Here is a 19,651-nt window from a genome sequence, read left to right as displayed (position 1 = left end):
GCGGCGTCCGGGACACCGCCCCCGGCCCTGTGGCCTACGAACCGCCGCCGACCTGCTGGTTGTAGCCGGCCACGATGTTCTCCAGGGCCTTGTCGGACGACTGCTGGCCGTTGATCGCCTTGCCGAGCTCCGTCTTGGTCGGGTCGGTGGTGAGGCTCTTGCCCTTCAGCACCCAGTCCGTCTGCGCACCGTTGAAATAGCCGGAGATCGGGGCGTAGAGCGGGATCTCCTCGTTGTACAGCTTGAACGCCGACTGCGCCGCGTCGGACTTGAAGGGGTAGTTCGGGGTCAGACCGCTCTCGACCGGGAGGAACCCGGAGCTCTCGACCAGTTCGGTGTACTGCTTCGGGTCGTACACCCAGGTCATGAACTTCTTCGCGGCGGTGGCCGCGGCGCCGTTGTTGTTGAAGCCCACCATCAGGCCGCCGGCGTTGACGTCGCTGGCCTGCACGGGCTGGGCGGGGGTCGGGACGCTCGCCCAGTCGAACTTCTTGATGCTGTCCGCGAACGCGGCGACCTGCCACACGCCGGACCAGTAGGCGACCACGTCACCGCTCTGGAACATCGCGGACGGGTCGGCGCCGCTGGTCCACACCGACTTCGGCATGGTCTTGTCGTCGTTCCAGCCGACGAAGGTGTTCACGGCCTTCTTGGTCGCGGCGTCCACCGAGAACTTGCCGGAGGAGTCCGCGTGGACGTACTTGCCGCCCATCTCGTAGACCATGGCGCGCAGTCGCGACGGCGACTGGTCGAAGGTCAGGGAGTACTTGGCGCCGGTCTTCTCCCGGACCTTGTTCGCGGCCGCGATGAAGTCGGTCCAGGTCCAGGTCTTCGAGGGCGAGGTGGGGAAGGAGACGCCGGCCTTCTTGAAGAGCGTCTTGTTGATGAACAGGCCGGACGCGGTGACGTCCGAGGGGATGGCCAGCACCTTGCCGGACGAGTCCTTCGCCAGGAAGTTGGCGTTGATGTTGTAGCTCTTGTTGCCGGCGATCGAGCTCAGGTCGATCAGCTTGTTCGACCAGATCGGGTCCAGGGACGGCACGGCCGCCACGTCGGGCAGGGCATTGGCCTGCGCGGAGTTGTGCAGCTTCGTCGTGTAGCCGTCGTAGGGGATGTTGACGAGCTTGACGTCGACGCCGGCTTCCTTCTTGTACTGCGCCACCAGTTTCTTCCAGCCCGCGTCCTGCCCCGGAACCGTGGAGATCCAGAACGTCAGGGACTTGGAGTTCCCGCCGGAGCCGGACCCGGACCCGCCGCAGGCGGTGAGCAGAAGGGCACCTGCCGTGGCCACGGCAGCGAGGGGAACCACACGACGTATGCCGCCGCGGCCGAGTCGGCGGGAGCGCCGCACACCCACACTGGTCATTTTCTTCCCTTTTCGTCGTACTGGACGGAGCACGGCGCCAGCCGAGGCGGCACGGGTGCATTTTGCAGGAAATTTCGCTTTCCGGGAGCACGGCCTCGCCCGGCCGCGTCGCCTGGAGCGGGTGGAGTCCCCGGCCATGAGGGCCGTCGTCGCACAAGCACGCCCTCGTGCGACTGCCGTACTTCGCGTACGGGCGGGAGGCTCACCCGGAGTCGGCGTCCCGGCCGACTTAGAAAGCGCTTGTCCGGACATTGGCACGTCGAGTCGGAGGCCGTCAATCCTTAGCCCCCGCGGCCTCGGTCACGGTTTGGACTCCTCGCGAAACCGCGAGCCGGGCGGCGCCCACGACGGTGCCGAGATCGCCGACCGTGCTGCTGACGACTTCGGTGGGCCAGCTCAGCCGGGCGAGTTCCGCCCGCACACCGGGCAGTACCTGCGGGTCCGCGCCGGTGCTGCCGCCCAGGACGATCAGTCCCGGGTCCAGTACGGCGGTCACGGCGGCGGCGAGACGGCCGACATCGGTGGCATGGCGGCCGATCACGGCGCGTGCTGCCGCCCGGCCCTCCTCCGCCAGGGCGAAGAGCTGCTCGGCGGTGCGCGGGCAGGGCCCGTCCTCGTCCTGCCAGGCCGCGGCCGCCCGCCGCAGCAGCGAGCGGGCGCCGATGTACTCCTCCAGGGCCTCGTGGCGCGGCTCGCGGCCGTCGTCCCAGGGGTAGGGCAACCGGGCCAGCTCACCCGCGGCGCCATTGGCACCGCGCAGCACCTGACCGCCGACCACGATGCCGAGGCCGATACCGACACCGATCCGCAGATAGCCGAAGGTGTGCCGGCCGCGCGCGGCGCCCTCGTGCAGTTCGGCGAGCGCGGCGCAGTTGACGTTGTTCTCGAGGTGGACGGGAACGCCCGGCGGCAGGGCGACGGCCATGGCGTCGAAGACGGGGCCCGCCTTGGCCGTGGCGGGGCGCATGCGGACGCCCTCCTTCTCGCGTGCGGTGACGTCGCCGACGGCGACGACGACGGTGCGCAGCGGGGCGCCCGCGGGCAGCGCGACGAGCGCCTCGCGTACCACGTCGGCGGCCTCGTCCCGGGTTCCGGTGGCCTGGGCGAGCAGGGTGCCGTCCAGGGCGCAGCCGCGCACCCGGGTCAGCGCCGGGCCGAGGTCGACGGCGAGTACGGCACCGGCGGCGGGTCCGAGGCCGTAGACGGCGGCGGAACGGCCCGTGCCGCCGGACGCGGTGCCGGAGTGGGCCGCCAGCCGTGCGCTCTCCAGCTCCGCCACGGCGGAGGACACGGTGGGTTTGGACAGGCCCGCCAGGCTGGCGAGCTGCGGCCGGGTCGCGCTGCCCGCCGCGGCGAGCACGGCGAATACCGCGCTTGCGCTCTCGGTCAGACGGGGGGCTTCCGCCACGTCGTGTATCACAGTTCTCCCACGGGTCACGGGCCGCTCAGTGGTCGAGTGCGCGATGCCTCTTGACGCACTGTACTTCGTTAGTTAACTTCCTAACGAACTTCACGGTACTCGCCTGCCGTGTCCGCCAGAAGCCCGTCCCGGGGCTTCCCTAGTTCACCAACTCCCGTAATCTCAGGCACGGTTCGCCCAACCGTCGCGCCCCGCGCAACGACGAAAAAGAGGTTCCGTGCAGGACTCCACGCCCCTCGTGGTCGGCATCGACGTGGGCGGCACCAAGACACAGCTGCGTGCCTACGCCGATACGGAACTCGTCGCCGACCATGTCCGGACGAGCAGCGGCTGGCGGCCGCACGACCCCGTGGCCGCCGCCGGCTGGCTGGCCGCGCTGGCCGCCGACGCGCTGCCGACGGGCGCCCGCCCGGCGGCGGTCGCCGTGGGCGGCCACGCCTGTGAGACTCCGCGCCAGTGCGCCGCGATACGTACCGCCCTGCAACAGCACTTCGACGCGCCCGCGTTGGTCGTGGGCGACGCCGAGCTGCTCGTGCCCGCCGCGGGACTGGACAAGGGCGTCGGCCTGGTCGCCGGCACCGGTTCCGTCGCGGTGGGCCGGCTCGCCGACGGGGCCTCGGTCCAGGTCGGCGGCTGGGGTGCGGTGCTCGGCGACGAGGGTGGCGCGGCCGGTCTCGTCCGCGAGGCCGCACGGGCCGCATGGGCGGCGCACGACCGCGGTGAGGAGCCCGACGAACTCGCCCGAGGTCTCCTCGCGTCCTTCGGCGTCTCCGAAGTACCGGCGCTCGGCGCCGCGTTGGAGAGCGCCACGGACGTCTCCGCCCAGTGGGGCCGGCACGCGCCGGTCGTGTTCACGGCCGCCGAGGCGGGATCGACGATCGCCCGAGCGGTGATCACCGAGGCCGGCCGTTCGCTGGCCGCGCTCGTGGCACGGCTCGCCGCGCGCGGGGTCGTGGTGGACGACGTGGTGGTCGCGGGCAGCACCGTCCTCGCCCAGGCCTCCTTGTACGGCGCGTTCGCGACGGCGCTCGCGAGGTCCGTGCCGGGAGCACGTCCGCAGCCGCTGCGGGCACCGCCGGTGGAGGGCGCGGTGGCACTGGCCCGTTCGATCCTGTGAACCGGTCGGCCCGCGTTCACGCACCCGACACGTCACGGCCGCCGGGCTCTCGCCGACGGGACAGGACCCGGCCGTAGATCTTCGCTCAAAGCTTCACGGGACGCACCGGATCCGCACATCTCATGCGTCCCGCGGGACATCTCTGATCGCACGATCTCCTCCCGGCCGCAGGGCCGCAGAACTGAAGAGAGGCACACGCATGCCGTCATCTGCCGGGCACCGCTCCTCCTCGAAGGCCGGTCGGCCGACCGTGAACAGGCGGGGGTTCCTCAAGACCTCCCTGGGCGCCTCGGCCGGTGTGCTGGCCGCCCCCACCTTCGTGACCTGGCTGGGCGCCGCCGACGCCAAGGCCGCCACGACCCCCGCGGCGTTCGTCGACGACTACAGGACCAACCTCCCGACGAACCTCACGCCCGAGACGAACGCGGTCGTCCGCGTGCTCGGCGGGTTCGCGCAGATATGGAAGACCGGCGGCGCCTGGAACACCGGCACGCCCCTGCGGCCCGAGATACTGCGCGCCAACATGAGCTACTGCGCCCGCATCACCGCCGCGCGCACGGACGCGCAGGCGAAGGAGGCGTTCCTCTACGACCGCCAGCACCAGAGTTACGCGATGATCGCGGGTTTGGGACCGCTCGCCGACCTGTACAAGACGGGCGCCAAGGCCGTCACGTCGATCACCAGCGCCCCCGACGGCACACCGCCCACCAAGATCGACGACGCCGTGCCCGCGGACGCCCCGGCCGGCTCCGCGCTCGGCGCCGGCGCGCACGACTCCGCGCTCGGCAAGGTGGCCGAACTGGTCGACACCCTGCGCGGCAACTGGGCCTCGGGCAACCCGTCCAAGTACGCCTACCAGTACCCGCGTCCGTGGCGCATGAACGAGGACAGCGAGGTCGTCGACACCGGGAAGACGGACGCCCTCGGCTTCCCCGTCTACGACTCGAAGGTGGTCGTCGCCCCGCAGCTGCTGCGTCAGCGCAGCACCTCCCCGGCGGACGACGGCGGCTTCCCCAGCGGCCACACCAACGCCTTCCATCTGGCGGGCCTGGCCTACGCGTACGCCGTACCGGAGCGCTTCCAGGAGCTGGTGACGCGGGCCTTCGAGCTCAGCCACACCCGGATCATGGCGGGCATGCACTCGCCGGTCGACGTCATGGGCGGCCGCATCATGGCCACCGCCCTCGCCGCCGCCACCCTGGCCGACCCGGCGAACGCCGCCCTCAAGGCCGCGGCCCGCGCCCAGGCCCTCGCCTACTTCGAGGCGCAGACCGGCACCACCGCCGACACCCTGTACGCCTACGCGCACTCGGACGCCACCGACCCCTACGCGGACCGGTCCGCCAACGCGCGTGCGGTCAGGCGCCGGCTGACCTATGTGCTGACCCGTCACGGCCGCAGTGAGCCGCTGACCGTGCCGAAGGGCGCGGAGGCGCTGCTGGAGACGCGGCTGCCGTACCTGGACGCCGACCAGCGGCGCGAGGTGCTGCGCACGACCGCGCTGCCCTCCGGGTATGTGCTGCTGGACGGCTTCGAGCAGTGGGGACGGCTCAACCTGTTCGCCGCGGCGGACGGTTACGGCGCCTTCGACTCCGACGTGACCGTCACGCTCGACGCGGCGGCGGGCGGCTTCGGCGCGTCCGACAGCTGGCGCAACGACATCTGCGGCGACGGCGGCCTGACCAAGCGGGGCAGCGGCACGCTCGCCCTGACCGGACACAACAAGTACACGGGCGGCACCGTGGTGAAGGACGGCGTGCTGGTCGCCGCCTCGTCCCACGCGCTGGGCCACGGCGAGGTCCGGGTGTCGGGCGGCACGCTGCGGCTGCAGCGGTCCGTCCGGGTGCACGGCCTCTATGCGCAGGAGTCGGGTGCGCTGGAGCTGACGCTGCGCTCGGGCCACGAGCCCGCCCTCGAGGTCACGCGCCGGGCGGTGCTGGGCAGCGGGAGCGTGCTGAGGCTGCACCTCGACGCCGACAAGCCGCCCGTTGCGGGCAGCAAGGTGCACGTGGTGTCCGCCGCGGGGCTGCGCGGCCAGTTCGACCGCATCGAGCTGAACTCCGACCGGCTGCGGGCCGTACCCGTCTACACGACGGAAGGTCTGTCGGTACGACTCCTGAAGCGGTAACGCCCGGGAGGCGGGAGCTGATGCGACAGTAGGGCCCATGGGATGGGCCCGGATCGCTCCCGCCCCCTCGCGGTCCGTGTCACCGCGGGGCGGATGATGGCGCACGAACAGCACTCGGTCCTCGAGCCGGGCACACACGACGACGAGGAGCACCCGCAGCCGGCGACGGCCCCCGAGCGGTCGCCCCGCCCGCTCAGGCGGTGGCTGCTGCCGCTCCTCGTCGTCGTGCTGCTGGCCCAGATGGCCGCGGCGATGGTCACCTCCGCCGTGCAGCAGACCCCGACGATCGACGAGCCCGTCTACGTCGGCACGGCCGCCGACTATCTGCACGAGCACCGGGTGCGTCTCAACCCCGAGCATCCGCCGCTCGGGAAGCTGGTCGTCGCCGTCGGGGTGGCTGTCGCCGCTCCGCACGTCGACACCTCGTACAAAGGTGACCAGGGGCAGTTCGGGCGGCATCTGCTGTACGAGTCCGGCAACGACCCGTGGCGGCTGATGTTCTGGGCGCGCCTCCCGATGATCGTGCTGACGCTGCTGTTCGGGCTCGTCGTGTTCGCCTTCGCCCGCGAACTCGCGGGCGCCGCCGCCGGGTTGGCGGCGCTCGCCCTGTACGCCTTCTCCCCCGATGTCATCGCACACGGCTCGCTGGCCACGCTCGACGTGCCGGCGGCCGGGTTCGTGCTGACCTCGGCCTGGCTGCTGTGGCGGGCGCGCCGGCGGCCCCGGCTGTATGTGCCGTCGGCCGGAGTGGCGCTCGGGGCGGGGCTGGCGACCAAGATGAGCGTGCTCCCGGCGGTTCCGGTGCTGCTGGCGCTGGCCGCCTGGTCGGTGTGGCGGGCGGGGGTCGAGAACCGCCGCAAGAGGGCGGCTCTCAGTGCCGTCGTGATGGCGGTGACCGCCGTCGCCGTCGTGTGGGTGTCGTATCTGGTGGTCGACCCAAGGCTGCGGTGGACGCCGGAGCAGCCCGTGCCCGCGGTGGGCGGGCTGAAGGGGCTGCTCGTGCGGCTGCTGCCGTTGCCGGCGTCGTACCGGGACGGGATGCGCATTCAGTTCGGTCTGGAGAACTACCCGTGGCAGGGCTTCCTGTTCGGGCATCTGTACACCGGGTCCCGCTGGTACTACCTGCCGGCCGCGCTGCTGGTGAAGACGCCGCTCGGCATGCTCGCCCTGTGGGTGGCCGGGGCGGCGGTGCTCATGGCGGTGCGGCGGCTGCGCCCTGCGGCGCCCTACGTGCTGGTGCCCGCCGGGGTGCTGCTGGCAGCGGCCATGACGGGGTCGCGGGACTTCGGGACGCGGTACGCGGTTTTCGTGCCGATGTTCCTGGCGGTGGCCGCTGGCTGTGTGCTCGCCGCGCGGTGGCGGTGGGCGCCGCCCGTGACGGGAGCGCTGCTGGTGTTCGTCGCGGTCAGCTCACTGCTGACGTATCCGTACTACCTGCCGTACTCCAACGAGGCGTTCGGCGGTCCCGCCAAGACTCATCTGCGGCTGCACGACTCCAACGTCGACTGGGGCCAGGACCTGGGCCGGCTCGCCGACCGGCTGCACCGGCGGTACCGGGGCGAGCGGGTCTGGCTGGTGTACAAGGGCAGCGGAGTGCCGTCGTACTACGGCATCGAGGCGTCCGATCCGCGCCGGGTGCCCCCGCGTCAGGTGCGCGGGCTGCTGGTCGTGTCGGACTCGGCGGCGGCCAAGGCACGGGGCCGGCTGGCCGCGTTGATCCGCAGCAGCCGTCCGGTCGACGACGTCGGGCATTCGATCACGATCTACCGCCGGTGACGTCGGCGCCGGATGCCCCCGTACAAGCCCTGGTCACGACGGTGTGTGGGCTATGTTGAAGCACTGTGGGAGACAAAGGAGGCGCACCCGTGTCATCGCCGCAGCAGGCACGCGCACAGGCGTCCGCGATCACCTCGGGCAAGACGGCTCCGGAAGCCGAGGCCGCCCCGGCCTCCCAGCTCAGGACACTCTTCGACCGGCCCCGGCTCTCCCCCGGCCAGCGGCGCATCGCCCAGTACCTCATCGAGCACATCACCGAGGCCGCCTTCCTGTCGATCACCGACCTCGCCGAACGCGTCGGCGTGAGCCAGCCCTCGGTGACGCGGTTCGCCGCGGCGGTCGGCTTCAGCGGCTACCCCGCGCTGCGCGAGAAGCTCCAGTCGATCGCCCTCGGCACGCTGGCCGGCGGCCCCGCCGCCACCGAGGAGAACGGCAGCAACGAGCTGCAGGCGGCGGTCGACGCCGAGATCGAGAACCTGGAGAACCTGCGGCGCGACTTCGCCGACCCCGACCAGCTGATCGACCTCGGCCGCAAACTGTCGGCGTCCACGCCCCTGACCGTCCTGGGACTGCGCATCTCGGTCTCGCTGGCGGAGTACTTCGCCTACGCCGCACGCCGTATCCACCCGGACGTGCGGCTGGTGACGCGGGGCGGCAGTGTCGCCTACGACGCGCTGTTGCAGTCGCGTGAGGCGGGCGGCACCTGGGTGCTGGCCTTCTCGATGCCCCGGCACGCCCAGGAGACGCTCACGGCCCTCCGGGTCGCGCGCAGCGCCGGGCTGAAGGTCGCCCTGGTCACCGACCTGGCGCTGGGACTCGTGGCCGACGAGGCGGACGTCGTCTTCGCCACCGGCACCGGCTCCCGCCTGGTCTTCGACTCGTACGCGGCGCCCGGCGTGATCGCCTCCGCGCTGCTGCAGGCCATGACCGACGCCGATCCCGAGCGCACCCAGGCGCGGCTCGAGGAGTACGAGCAGATCTCCGACCAGCACCAGTTCTTCCTGCGCGACTGATCCGGCGTTACGGCGGAATTACAAAGGGACCTTTCGCAACAGACTGGGCATGAATGTTTTCATGCTTCTTGCAAACCGGACGGCATATATAAATACTTCTCACGGATCGCGCACCGGCTCACTCCGGACACGTTCCGCACCCCTGTCCCCACCCGCATCAGCCCGGAGAAAGCCGACGGTCCGCCCATGCGCCTGCACATCCGCCGCGCCGGCACCGTCTGCACTCCCGGGCTCCTGCACGGACACCCGAAGCCGCCGTCTCCTACCCGCGTCGGCGCCCAGGGTGTTCGGTCGGGCCTCGCCTCTGCGAGCGCCCTTGGCGGCCCCGGTCATCCCCTAGACCGGGGCCGCCCGCCCACGTCGGACCACCCCCACACGACGCCGCACACCCGGAAGCGATGATCATGCAACTGACGACCACGCGCATCAGCCCGGACTGGCCGTGCCAGGTCAAGACGCCCGGCTCCTACGACTGGGAGCGCTCGGCGGCCAAGTGGCTGCGCGAACTGGTGCCGGCCCGCTACGGCAGCTACCCGGCCCTGATGCGCCATCCCGTGCTGCTGGCCCGCCATGCGCAGATCCAGGTGCAGCACGAGATCCGGGTAGCGCGCACCGCGCTGCAGACCGCACGAGCCGATCTGCCCGCGCTCGGGCTGCCCGAGTCGGTCATCGAGCACACGATCAAGCTGTACGCGGCGGAGGTGCTGCAGCTCCAGCACATCGCGCGCAGTGTCCGGGCGGTCTCCCGGGCGTTGGTCGACTCGGGGCGCTGACCGCGGCGGCCGGGCTTGCACGGCATGATTCGCGCCACGCGTGGCACACGTGGTGAGCATGAGCACCACCCAGTTGCGCAGGCGCGATCCGGTCACCACGGTGCTGACCTGGCAGGTGCGTCCCGGCCGGGAAGCGGAGTTCGAGGAGTGGACCCGTGGGATCACCCGCTGCGCCAGTCGGTTCCCCGGCAACGAAGGCGTCTCCTGGCTGCGTCCCGAGGACGGCCCCCGGTACCACGCGGTGCTGCGCTGGTCCGATCCACAGCGTCTGGCCCGGTGGCTGGAGTCCACTGAACGGGCCGAGTGGCATGCGCGGATCGAGGGGATCGCCACGGAGGTGGACGACGAGCGGCAGTCGACCACCGGGATGGAGACCTGGTTCAGCCTGCCGGGCACCACGGCACAGTCCCCGCCCCGCTGGAAGATGGTGCTGACCACGTTCCTCGGCGCCTATCCGTTCACCCTGCTCATCCAGTGGCTGGTGACGCCCCGCACCACGGCCTGGCCCCTGCCGCTCAGGGCGGCCGTGTTCCCCTGCGTGCTATTGCCGGTGCTGACCTATCTGGTCATGCCGATGCTCAGCCGGTTGTTCCGGTTGTGGCTGTACCCGCCGCCGGACGACTGACGGGCCGGGCGGACCCGGCGTCCACTTCGACACGCCGGCCCTTCTCCTTTCGAGTGAAGCCAGGGCCGGATGGACCACGATCAAACCCGCCCTGTTGTGCGATGCTCGACGCGTGACGAGTAAGCCCGCCACGCCGGCGGAATCCCGCACCGCTGCCGACACCGTCGCGCTGGCCCAGGTCGTCGCCAGGCAGCGCGCCGAGATGGACCGACTGCGCCACCTGGCGGCCATGTCGGCTGTCCTGGAGCAGGCCAAGGGTGTGGTCATGGCACTGACCGGCTGCTCCCCCGGCGCCGCGGAGGAGGAGCTGCAGCGGCGGGCCGAGACCGCCGGCCGCACCGTGCTGGAGGAGTGCTGGATCACGCTCGGCAGCCTGCCGCCGCCGGGCGGTGCCGCCCCCGCCCCGGAGCCCGTCGTCCTGACCGAGTGCGCCGTGCCGCCCTCGCGGGACGCGGCCGCCGACTGGGGTTCCGCGGCGCTCGGCGCTCTCGGCAGGGAACTCGTCCGTGTCACCACACCGCAGGAGCTCGCCTCCTGCCTGCTGGAGCAACTGGCGCCCGAGGTGGGCGCAGACGCGGTCATGATCTACGCGCGACCGCCCGCCGGAGGGCTCGAACTGATCGGCCACGCCGGCATCGACGCCACCCTCGCCGCGCAGTGGCAGCAGATCCCGCCGATGAACCGGGTACCCGCCCTCGAGGCCCTGCGGGCGGGCCGGCCGCTCTGGCTGGAGGACGCCGCCGCGGACCGGAAGCGTTATGTGCTGATCGGGAACCCGTCCGAACGCTGGGCGTCCCGCGCCTGGCTGCCGGTGCCGACCGGTGCCTCACCGAGCGTCTGCATCGGGGTCCTGCGCACCCGCAACGGGCCGTTCAGCGCGAGCGAGCGGGCTCATCTGCAGGCCGCCGCCCGGCTGTGCGCCGGACGACTGCGGGACTTCGCGACCGGTGCGCAGGCCGCCGTCGACGCCACCGAAACCGTGCAGGCCCTGCAGGCCGTCTTCGAAGCGCTGCCCGGCGCCGCCATGCTGCTCACTCCGCTGCCCGCCGCCTCGGGCGTGATCGACGACTACCGCATCGACGCCGCCACCGCGCAGGCCGCCGACGTGGTCGGCGCCGCCGGGCCCGAGCTGGTCGGCCGGCGGTTCCAGGAGGCCTGCCCGGCCCTGGCGGGCGAGCCGCTGTGGCAGGGCCTGCGCAGCGCGCTGACCACCGAAGCCGTACGAGAGCGCGCCGTTCGCCTACCAGGAGGTCGTGGACGGTGTCGCGGAGCTGTCCACCTACACGGTGCGGGCGGCCCGGCTGGGCGACGGGCTGTTCGTGACATGGTTGCGGCACGGCTCCTCGGACCGGCAGGAACAGCGCCTCGCGGACGTGCAGCGGCTGGGGAGTCTCGGCTGGGCGAGCTGGAGCCTGGTCACGCACGAGGCCACCTGGTCCTCGCAGGTCTTCGAGCTCCTCGGCCGCGCCCCCGGCGAAGGCCCGGTCGGCCTCACCGACCTGCCCGGCCTGGCCCTGCCCGAGGACGCGCCCGCGCTGGCCCGTGCCATCGGCGAACTCCTGGGCGCAGGCCGCCCCTTCGACGTCCCGTTCCGCATCAGGACCGCGGACGGGCTACGGCATCTGCGGGCCGTCGCCGAGGCGGTGCCGGACGCCGCCGGCAGGCCCGTCGAGGTGCACGGCGTCGTACAGGACCTCACCGCACAGCGCAGCGCGGAACTCGCCCTCGTCGAGAGCGAGCGGGCCGTGCTCACCCAGCACGACGTGCTGCGCGCCGAGCGGACACTGGCCGGCCGGCTGCAGCACGCCCTGCTGCCCCTGCCCACCCGGCCCGTGCGCCTGGCGGGACTGCGTGTCGAAGTGGCCTATCTGCCCGCCCAGTCGGGCACCCACGTCGGCGGCGACTGGTTCAGTGCCATCGAACTGCCCGACGGTGACGCCCTCTTCGTGGTCGGCGACGTGGCCGGCCACGGCATGGACGCGGTCGCCACGATGGCCCAGCTCCGCTTCACCGCCAAGGGCATGGTCATCACCGGGTCCTCGCTGACGGGAGCGCTCGCCCGGCTCAATACGCTGCTGCTGCACTCCCGCGGACCCCACGGCACCGCGACCATGGTCCTCGCCCGCTACGACCCCGCCGAGCGCCGGCTGATCTGGGCGCAGGCCGGCCATCCGCCGCCCCTGCTGCTACGCGACGGCCAGGCGCACTATCTCGACCGCCCCAGCGGCATCCTGCTCGGCGCGAGCACGGCGCCGGACTTCGCGGAGGCGGAGTTGTCCCTCGCCCCCGGCGACCGCGTCCTCCTGTACACGGACGGCCTGGTCGAGCGGCCCTCGGAGGACCTCGACCGGGGCCTGAAACGGCTCTCCGAGGCCGTCCTCAGCCACCACGGCGACGAGTCCGGCTCCCTGGCGCCCATGCTCGCCGCCATGCTGGAGGGTGAGCGGCGGGACGACGTCTGTGTGCTCGACATCCGGGTGCCTGCGGATCCGCAGTAGGCAGCGCGGTGTCAGCCGGTGGCCGTCCGGGACTCCAGTGCGGCCCGGGTGTCGTTGCCGTAGACGCCGGTCTCGTCGCCCCGGATGCCGTACCAGAGCTGGAAGCGGGCCACCGCCGCCTTGAGGGTGGCGTCGTAGGTGCCGCCGGTGGACCCGCCCGCGTAGACGTCCGGGATGCGCAGCAGGCGTTGCTGCAGATCGGTCACGGCGGGGCCGCTGTCCCCCTCGCGAAGGGTGCCCGGGCCGTCCGGGTCCGACGCCGCGGAGGCGGAGGCGGTCGCGGTCGGCTCGGCCGACGCGGTGGGGCGGGGTTCCGGTACGGCGGCGGCGTCGTTCCTGTCGTGCAGCAGCAGGGCGCCGCCGAAGCCGACGAGGGCGGCCGCGGCGACGGCGATCGTGACGGCGGCGCGGCGCAGTCCCGGCCCGAACCCGAAACGGCCGCCACCGCGCGGTGCGCTGCCGTGCCCGGTGCGCACGGGCGGGAGTTCCTGTGTCTCGCCCTCGTCCCAGGACCGCGGGTCCGGCACGGCGACGGGCTCGAGATCGCCGGTGCCCTGCTCCATCTCCTTGAACAGCTCCGCCAGGGCGTCGGTGCGGCGCGGGCGCAGGACCCGGATGGGCTCCAGCGGCAGACGGTCCTGCGGTGACCCGGATGCGGGCGGTATGGGCACTGCGCTCTCCTTCCGTCCCCGTTGCGGGGACTCCGCCGTTCCCCGGGGAGTGATACGCGCCCTGCACCGCGACAGTTCAGAAGCCCCACAGGAGGACACTCAGTTCCCTTCAGCAGCGCACTGAGTGCCATCCATGCCGTCCGGATGCTACTTTCCCGTTCATGAAGACGGAGCCGACTGCCGCGCGGCCACCCATGAGGGACGCCCTGGTCGCGGCGGCCTTCCAGCTGTTTCTCGAGCGGGGATACGAGCAGACCACGGTGGACGACATCGTGGCGCTCGCCGGCGTCGGGCGGCGGTCGTTCTTCCGCTACTTCCCCTCCAAGGAGGACGTGGTCTTCCCCGACCACGAGCGATGCCTGGCCGAGATGACGGCGTTCCTGGCCGACAGCGGCGACGAGGACGAACCGGTGCAGCGGGTCTGTGACGCGGTGCGGATCGTGCTGCGCATGTACACCGAGAACCCGACCTTCTCCGTGCAGCGTTACCGCCTGACCAAGAAGGTGCCCGGACTGCGGGCGTACGAACTCTCGGTGGTGTGGCGCTACGAGCGCGCCTTCGCCGACCATCTGCGGGGCCGCCTCGCGGGCCGTCCGGACGGGACGCTGCAGGCCGATGTGATCGCGGCGGCGGTGGCGGCAGCCCACAACAACGCACTGCGTTCCTGGCTGCGCTCGGACGGACAGGGGGACGCGAGCGCGGCTCTCGACCACGCGCTGGGGTACGTGCAGCAGGCCTTCACCACGCCCCCGGCGCCCGCGGACGAGGAACCCGAGGACGTGGTGGTGGTCGTCTCCCGGCGTCGCGCACCGTTGTGGCGGGTGGTCCAGGAGATCGAGAGCGCTCTCGCGCAGGAATGACCGGACTCGCACATTGAGGGTACGCAGTGTCTTTACGTATGACACTCAGTGCCATACATTGATGCCGTGCACGGTGGCACGGTGACCGGGCACGTGCGTGCACGGTTGACCCGCGCACGCGATTCCGGGCCGAGCGCAGGGAGTTGACCAGCGTGTACCACCACTCAGGAAACGTTGCTCGTCAGACAGCCGGCTCCGCGGCAGGCGTGCTCGATCCCCAGGCGCCCGATGCGGACACCATCCTCTTCCAGCGCTGCACCTGGTGCGGCACCGCCATGTACCACCGGCTGCTGTGTCCGGTCTGCCAGGGCGGCGACCTGCGGACGGAGCGCAGCGAGGGCGTGGGCACGGTCCGCCATGCGACGATCGTGCACCGCAACACCCCCGCCGCGCGCAATGTGTCGCTCGTGGAGATGGCCGAGGGGTTCGTCGTGCGCGGCAGGGTCATGGGCCCGCTGATCGGCATCCACAGCGGTGACCGGGTCCGGCTGTCGACGGCCAAGGACCCGGTCCGCGGCGAGCCGGTCTTCCAGCTGGTCGACGAGCCGTACCGCGCCTGGTCCTGACGCCCCCTCAGCTCTGCCACACCCCGGGGACCAGGTCCCGCACGGCCACGGGCCGCCCCGTCTCGAAGCACCGGTTGGCGGCGAGCCCCACGGCCAGAGCGAGGGCGCCGTCGCGCTGGGTGGCGGTGGGATGCGCCGCCGCGCCCTGATCCGGCGCACCGGGGTCCAGGGGTCCGAAGAGCGCGTCGAGCATACGGGGATCTCCGCCACCGTGGGCGTCGTGGGAGGCGTCGAGCGGCACCTCGACGGGCGGCCGCCACAGCGGGCGCCAGGTGAGCCGTGCACCGCCCGCGTGCTCGGCAGCCGTGTCTCCGTGCAACGCGCCGCTGTCCGAGGCGACCGGAGTCCGCGGCTGCGCCCAGCGGCTCTCCTCCACCTCCAGCTCAAGACGGCCGGCGCTGCCGTTGAACATGACGCGGTAGCCCTCCCACGGGGAGTAGGCGGTGAGGTGGTAGGTCATCGTCGCCCCGCGCGCGTAGCGGACGAGGACCGCCATGTCGTCCTCGATGGTGACCGGACCGCCGAAGACGTTGCGGTCGCGGAGGTAACCGTCGTCCCCCTCCGCGTCCAGATACAGGGCGCGCAAGGTGTCGTTGCCGACCAGGTCCAGTGCGAAGGGGTCGTCGGCGGCCGCGGCGGACCCGTGGGCGCGGTCGTAGTCCCGGCGCAGTCCGTGCCGTTCGCCCGCCTCCGGGCCGTAGAAGCCGAGCCGGCCGTAGCCGAAGACCTCGTGCGGCTCGTCGGCGAGCCACCAGTTGACCAGGTCGAAGTGGTGGCTCGACTTGTGCACCATCAGGCCGCCGCTGCTCCGTTTGTCGCGGTGCCAGCGGCGGAAGTAGTCGGCGCCGTGCCGTACGTCGAGGACCCACTCGAAGTGCACGGACAGGATCTCGCCGATCGCGCCGTCGGCGAGGAGTGCCCGCACCTTCTCGTGCACGGGGTTGAAGCGGTAGTTGAAGGCGACGGTGAGGGGATTGCCGGTCGCCCGCACCGCGTCGAGGATGCGCGCGCAGCGGTCCGCGTCGACGGTCATCGGCTTCTCGGTGACGACGCGGCAGCCCGCCCGCAGCGCCGGGACGATGTAGCGGTCGTGTGCGGCGTCGACGGTGGTGACGACGACCTCGTCGATGGCCTCCTTGGCGAGCATGTCGGTGAAGCGGTCCGGTTGCCACTCGGTGGCTGCGGGCTCCCCGGCGGCGGTCAGCGCCCGGTTGTGGAAGGCCATCCGCGTCGGGCTCTGGTCGCACAGGGCCGCCACGCGGTGGTCGGGGCGTGCGGCGAGTCCCCGTACGAAGGTCTGGGCACGGTGGCCGGTGCCGACGACGGCGGCGCGCAACGGTGTTCGGCTCATTGGGGGGTCCTGTCCCACGGTCCCGGCGTCCATGCCTGGTCGCCGGGGTCGGCCTGCTCACCTCACCGGGCACCGGCCGATTCGTCAGTCACAGGCAACCCACAGGTCCCTCCTGCCGTCCTCTGAAACGCGTGACGCCCCCGGCTGACCAACGGGGGTGCTTTTGCTTGGTACTTGAGGAGGGGACCTTGTTCCGTGCCCGGCGAATATGGGTGACCGCTGCGGCGGTGCTCGCGGTGGCGGGGGGATCGCCAGGACTGGCGCAGGCGGCGCCACCGCTCGACGCCAGACCGTCGAGCACGGTCGCCGACCAGAACGGTGGCCTGCCGCCCGGCTGGCGGATCGCCGGCAAGGGTGAGGCCCGGCAGCTCGTCTGGCGCTCGACCGCGCCTGTTCCGATGGGAGACGCGCGGGTCGAGTTCTACTCCGGGGGCCGGATGCTGGGCGTCCCGCGGCCGGACACGGACGGCCGCACGTTCCGTCTGGGCCTCGGGCGAGGCGCGGCGGCAACCGGGCTCACGGGGCTTCATGTGCGGGCCGCAGGGCGGGAGTTGGACGCCGCAGGCCGTAGCGAGACCCAGGGCGGACGGCGCTCCGCGGCGGTTGCGCCGCCCTCCCGGCTGCCCGCGAACTCCGTGGACCCCGGGAAACCGGGCCAGTACGCCACGACCACCGGCGAGTACGACCTGGACCCCGTGAAGCTGCGCGGCTTCCCCCAGCCGGTCGAGATGCGTGCCGTGGTGGTCGCCCCGAAGGGCGCCACCGGCCACCGGCCGCTCGCCCTGTTCCTGCACGGCCGCCACTCCACCTGCTACACCCGTACGAACGTGACCGGCGACTGGCCCTGCCCGCAGGGCACGCAGCCGATCCCGAGCTACCGGGGCTATCTGCGCGACCAGCGGCTGCTGGCCTCGCAGGGTTATGTGACGGTGTCGATCTCGGCCAACGGCATCAACGCCCAGGACGACGCGGCCGAGGACGGCGGCGCACAGGCCCGCTCCTCGCTGGTCCGCCGGCACCTGGCGCGCTGGGCCGACTGGGCCGCCGACCCGGGCTCGGCCCCCGCGGCCGTACGCAACGCACCACCCGCCGACCTCTCGCGCGTACTGCTCGTCGGCCACTCCCGCGGCGGCGAGGGCGTCAACCGTGCGGCGATGGACAGCCTCGACCCGCCGCCCGCCGCGCAGGACGGCTACCACGGGCCGGTGCGCTGGCACATCCGCGGCACCGTCCTCATCGGACCGACGGTCTTCGGCCAGAACCCGGTCGCGGACGTGCCGTCGGCGACGATCCTGCCGGGCTGCGACGGCGACGTCTCCGACCTGCAGGGCGAGGTCTACGTCGACGGCACCCGTTCGGTCAGCCGGGGTGCCGCGCTGCACAGCGCGGTGTACGTGGTGGGCGCCGACCACAACTTCTTCAACACCGAGTGGACCCCGGGGCAGGCCCAGGCGCCCGCCGAGGACGACTTCTACGACGACCCCGACCACCGCGACCCGGTGTGCTCGCCGGGCACCGCGACCCGGCTGACCGCGGACCAGCAGCACAAGGCGGGCAGCACCTACATCGCGGCAGCGGCCCGGCTGTTCGTGGCCGGGGACGACCGGGTACGGCCCCTGCTGGACGGCTCGGGCCGCCGGGCGCCGTCGGCCGATCCCGCGCGGGTACTCACGCACGCGGTCGGGGCGAACCGCGCAGGCGGGTTCCTGCCGGACGGCAAGGTCACGGTGACCGGCGGGCGACTGTGCTCGGCCGTCGATCCGGACGACCGCGTGGCCTGTCTGGGATCCCGTGTGAAGGGTGCCTCGCCGCACTTCGCACGGTGGGAGACGGACCGTGAGGTCGGCCGGCGCGCGGTCGCGCTGCACTGGTCGACGGCGGGGTCGGCGGTCCGGGTGCGCCCGGATGCGCCGGTGTCGCTGGGCGGTGCCGAGGACCTCGCGCTGCGCGTGATCGTGCCGCCCGACTCGACCGGCACCAGGCTCGACGTCTCCCTCACCGACACCCGTGGGAAGCGGGCCACCCTCGGCCGCACGACTGTCGACGGCCTGCCGGGCACGGAACGGACGGCTTCCTACTGGGCGCGCGAGGTCCGCATCCCGCTGTCGGCGGCGTCCCGGGCCGGTCTCGACCTCAAGCACATCAAGTCCCTTGACCTGACCCCGCGTTCACGCTCCGGGCAGGCCTGGCTGATGGACGCCTGGGGCTGGCGGCCGGGCACCCCTGCGGTTCACGAGGCCCCGCTGGCACGCGTCGACATCGGCCGCACGACCGTCAAGGAGGGCGACTCGGGCGTCCGCACGTACCGGGTGCCGGTGCAGGTGTCCGGGCAGGGCAGCGGGCAAGCGAGGGTGTACGTCGTCGACCCGGTCACCGGCAGGGCCACGGCACGCCTGGTCACGGTGCATCCCGGCGGCCATGACATCGACGTACGGGTGGAGGTGAAGGGCAACACGCGCTTCGCCTACGACGTGGACCACACGGTGATCGTCAAGGCTGTGCGGGGCGCTGTCATCGGCTCGTACCGCGGCGGTGTGACGGTGCAGAACGACGACCCGATGCCCACGATCACCGTGACGCCGGTGGCGGACCGGGTGACCGAGGGGAACCCGCTGAAGTGGAAGGTCTCCCTGTCCGAGGCCGCGGACGTGGACCTGAGCCTGGTGTTCGTCGTCACCCCGGTCACGGGCGGCCCGGAGCTGTCCACCAAGGACGTCGACCCGGCGTGGCTGGCGGGCGCCTCGGGCGAGTCGCCGGATCCGGAGCGTCCCCTGTCTCAGATCAAGTACCTCTACCTGGGGGCGGACGTTCCCGAGGGGAAGCTGAGTGCGGAGGTGACCCTGCCGACGGTCAAGGACCGGGTGACGGAGCCTGCCGAGTCCGTGCGCTTCCAGCTGGCGGACGACAACGGTGATCCCCAGCCCGGCGGGCCGGCGCTGACCGGCACGGTGCTGGACGGCTCGTAGAGCACGCTGGCGGTGGTGACGGCCGTGTGGTCCTCCCGGGAGGACCACACGGCCGTACGCGTCTCAGGGCTTCAGCGTCACGCGGATGCCGACGGTGCCCTTCAGACCCCGGCGCAGCCGGCTGCCGAGCAGGGTGAGGCGGCCGACGATGCCGTACTTGCGGGCGATGAGTTCGCGGTAGCGGGCGACGGTCGCCTCGTCCACGATCTCCGCGGTGGCCGGGAACTGTGCGCCGGTGGGGTTGCCGCGCATGTCGCAGGGGCCGACGAGGATGTCGCCGCGAGCGCGGATCCGCTTCACCTTCCAGGAGTCGGCCGCCGTCCACACCCCGAGCGTGTCACCGTCCCGCACCACCCACACCGGGGTGGCAACCGGCGTACCGTTCTTGCGGTAACTGGTGACCAGCACGTACTTCCCCGCCCCGAGCCGCTCCAGCAACGTGTCGTCCATACCGAAATTCTAGGCAGGCAGCACCCCGGCAGGGGCGCGGGACTGTACCGATATGCAGCTCCGCACGTGTT

14 protein-coding genes and 1 pseudogene are annotated in these 19,651 nt (G+C 72.2%); 10 read left to right on the top strand and 5 right to left on the bottom strand.

Annotated features, from left to right (window positions below):
- Window positions 1–34: 34 nt before the first annotated feature.
- Together ABD355_RS18120 and ABD355_RS18115 are read right to left on the bottom strand one after the other, a co-directional pair.
- The gene (locus ABD355_RS18120; protein ID WP_344401437.1) at window positions 35–1,366 is read right to left on the bottom strand and encodes an ABC transporter substrate-binding protein; all 1,332 of its coding nucleotides are present in this window, start codon (window positions 1,364–1,366) and stop codon (window positions 35–37) included.
- A gap of 274 nt (window positions 1,367–1,640) precedes the next feature.
- Window positions 1,641–2,774, bottom strand: coding sequence for an ROK family transcriptional regulator (locus ABD355_RS18115; RefSeq protein WP_344401436.1), 1,134 nt, complete (start codon window positions 2,772–2,774; stop codon window positions 1,641–1,643).
- Window positions 2,775–3,003: 229 nt separating this feature from the next.
- Here ABD355_RS18115 and ABD355_RS18110 point away from each other — a divergent pair, with 229 nt between their 5' ends.
- The 7 genes and pseudogenes from ABD355_RS18110 (at window position 3,004) to ABD355_RS18080 (ending at window position 12,716) form a co-directional block, all read left to right on the top strand.
- Window positions 3,004–3,903: an N-acetylglucosamine kinase gene (locus ABD355_RS18110; RefSeq protein WP_344401435.1), complete on the top strand. Its 900-nt coding sequence runs from the start codon at window positions 3,004–3,006 to the stop codon at window positions 3,901–3,903.
- A 199-nt stretch (window positions 3,904–4,102) separates the two neighbouring features.
- Window positions 4,103–6,031 (top strand): phosphatase PAP2 family protein, encoded by a 1,929-nt coding sequence (locus tag ABD355_RS18105; protein ID WP_344401434.1) that lies wholly within the window; start codon window positions 4,103–4,105, stop codon window positions 6,029–6,031.
- Between the two features lie 42 nt (window positions 6,032–6,073).
- On the top strand, window positions 6,074–7,807 hold the full coding sequence (locus ABD355_RS18100; RefSeq protein WP_344401433.1) for a phospholipid carrier-dependent glycosyltransferase: 1,734 nt from the start codon (window positions 6,074–6,076) through the stop codon (window positions 7,805–7,807).
- 89 nt (window positions 7,808–7,896) lie between these two features.
- A complete protein-coding gene (locus ABD355_RS18095; protein WP_344401432.1) occupies window positions 7,897–8,820 on the top strand; it encodes a MurR/RpiR family transcriptional regulator in 924 nt (307 codons plus the stop codon).
- Window positions 8,821–9,218: 398 nt separating this feature from the next.
- Window positions 9,219–9,593, top strand: coding sequence for a hypothetical protein (locus ABD355_RS18090; RefSeq protein ID WP_344401431.1), 375 nt, complete (start codon window positions 9,219–9,221; stop codon window positions 9,591–9,593).
- Between the two features lie 58 nt (window positions 9,594–9,651).
- On the top strand, window positions 9,652–10,218 hold the full coding sequence (locus ABD355_RS18085) for an antibiotic biosynthesis monooxygenase (protein WP_344401430.1): 567 nt from the start codon (window positions 9,652–9,654) through the stop codon (window positions 10,216–10,218).
- Window positions 10,219–10,420: 202 nt separating this feature from the next.
- Window positions 10,421–12,716, top strand: a pseudogene (locus ABD355_RS18080) (SpoIIE family protein phosphatase).
- 11 nt (window positions 12,717–12,727) lie between these two features.
- Here the strand turns inward: ABD355_RS18080 and ABD355_RS18075 are convergent.
- Window positions 12,728–13,387 carry a peptidoglycan-binding protein gene (locus tag ABD355_RS18075; protein WP_344401429.1) on the bottom strand — a complete coding sequence of 220 codons (660 nt, stop codon included), beginning with the start codon at window positions 13,385–13,387 and terminating at the stop codon, window positions 12,728–12,730.
- Between the two features lie 194 nt (window positions 13,388–13,581).
- Between ABD355_RS18075 and ABD355_RS18070 the strand changes: the two genes are divergently transcribed.
- Window positions 13,582–14,247 (top strand): TetR family transcriptional regulator, encoded by a 666-nt coding sequence (locus ABD355_RS18070; protein WP_344401663.1) that lies wholly within the window; start codon window positions 13,582–13,584, stop codon window positions 14,245–14,247.
- A gap of 152 nt (window positions 14,248–14,399) precedes the next feature.
- Entirely contained in the window at window positions 14,400–14,813 is a 414-nt protein-coding gene (locus ABD355_RS18065; RefSeq protein WP_344401428.1) for a Zn-ribbon domain-containing OB-fold protein, read from the top strand.
- A 7-nt stretch (window positions 14,814–14,820) separates the two neighbouring features.
- Here ABD355_RS18065 and ABD355_RS18060 read toward each other — a convergent pair whose 3' ends face one another.
- A complete protein-coding gene (locus ABD355_RS18060) occupies window positions 14,821–16,164 on the bottom strand; it encodes a Gfo/Idh/MocA family protein (protein ID WP_344401427.1) in 1,344 nt (447 codons plus the stop codon).
- A 188-nt stretch (window positions 16,165–16,352) separates the two neighbouring features.
- On the opposite strand from ABD355_RS18060, the gene ABD355_RS18055 reads away from it, so the two are divergent.
- Window positions 16,353–19,130 carry an alpha/beta hydrolase gene (locus tag ABD355_RS18055; protein WP_344401426.1) on the top strand — a complete coding sequence of 926 codons (2,778 nt, stop codon included), beginning with the start codon at window positions 16,353–16,355 and terminating at the stop codon, window positions 19,128–19,130.
- Window positions 19,131–19,193: 63 nt separating this feature from the next.
- Here the strand turns inward: ABD355_RS18055 and ABD355_RS18050 are convergent, their stop codons facing one another.
- A complete protein-coding gene (locus ABD355_RS18050; RefSeq protein WP_344401425.1) occupies window positions 19,194–19,580 on the bottom strand; it encodes a PPOX class F420-dependent oxidoreductase in 387 nt (128 codons plus the stop codon).
- Window positions 19,581–19,651: the final 71 nt, after the last annotated feature.

This window comes from Streptomyces longisporus (assembly GCF_039532765.1).
GTDB classification, from domain to species: Bacteria; Actinomycetota; Actinomycetes; order Streptomycetales; family Streptomycetaceae; genus Streptomyces; species Streptomyces longisporus.
The sequence above is the reverse complement of the archived record's forward strand: the minus strand, read 5'-3'. Positions and strand labels throughout refer to the sequence as shown.

Bases quoted from the DNA above. Each gene is read 5' to 3' on its own strand.
- ABD355_RS18120 (WP_344401437.1), bottom strand. From the start codon at position 1,366: ATGACCAGTGTGGGTGTGCGGCGCTCCCGCCGACTCGGCCGCGGCGGC.
- ABD355_RS18105 (WP_344401434.1), top strand. From the start codon at position 4,103: ATGCCGTCATCTGCCGGGCACCGCTCCTCCTCGAAGGCCGGTCGGCCG.
- ABD355_RS18100 (WP_344401433.1), top strand. From the start codon at position 6,074: ATGGGCCCGGATCGCTCCCGCCCCCTCGCGGTCCGTGTCACCGCGGGG.
- ABD355_RS18090 (WP_344401431.1), top strand. From the start codon at position 9,219: ATGATCATGCAACTGACGACCACGCGCATCAGCCCGGACTGGCCGTGC.
- ABD355_RS18085 (WP_344401430.1), top strand. From the start codon at position 9,652: ATGAGCACCACCCAGTTGCGCAGGCGCGATCCGGTCACCACGGTGCTG.
- ABD355_RS18070 (WP_344401663.1), top strand. From the start codon at position 13,582: ATGAGGGACGCCCTGGTCGCGGCGGCCTTCCAGCTGTTTCTCGAGCGG.
- ABD355_RS18060 (WP_344401427.1), bottom strand. From the start codon at position 16,164: ATGAGCCGAACACCGTTGCGCGCCGCCGTCGTCGGCACCGGCCACCGT.
- ABD355_RS18050 (WP_344401425.1), bottom strand. From the start codon at position 19,580: ATGGACGACACGTTGCTGGAGCGGCTCGGGGCGGGGAAGTACGTGCTG.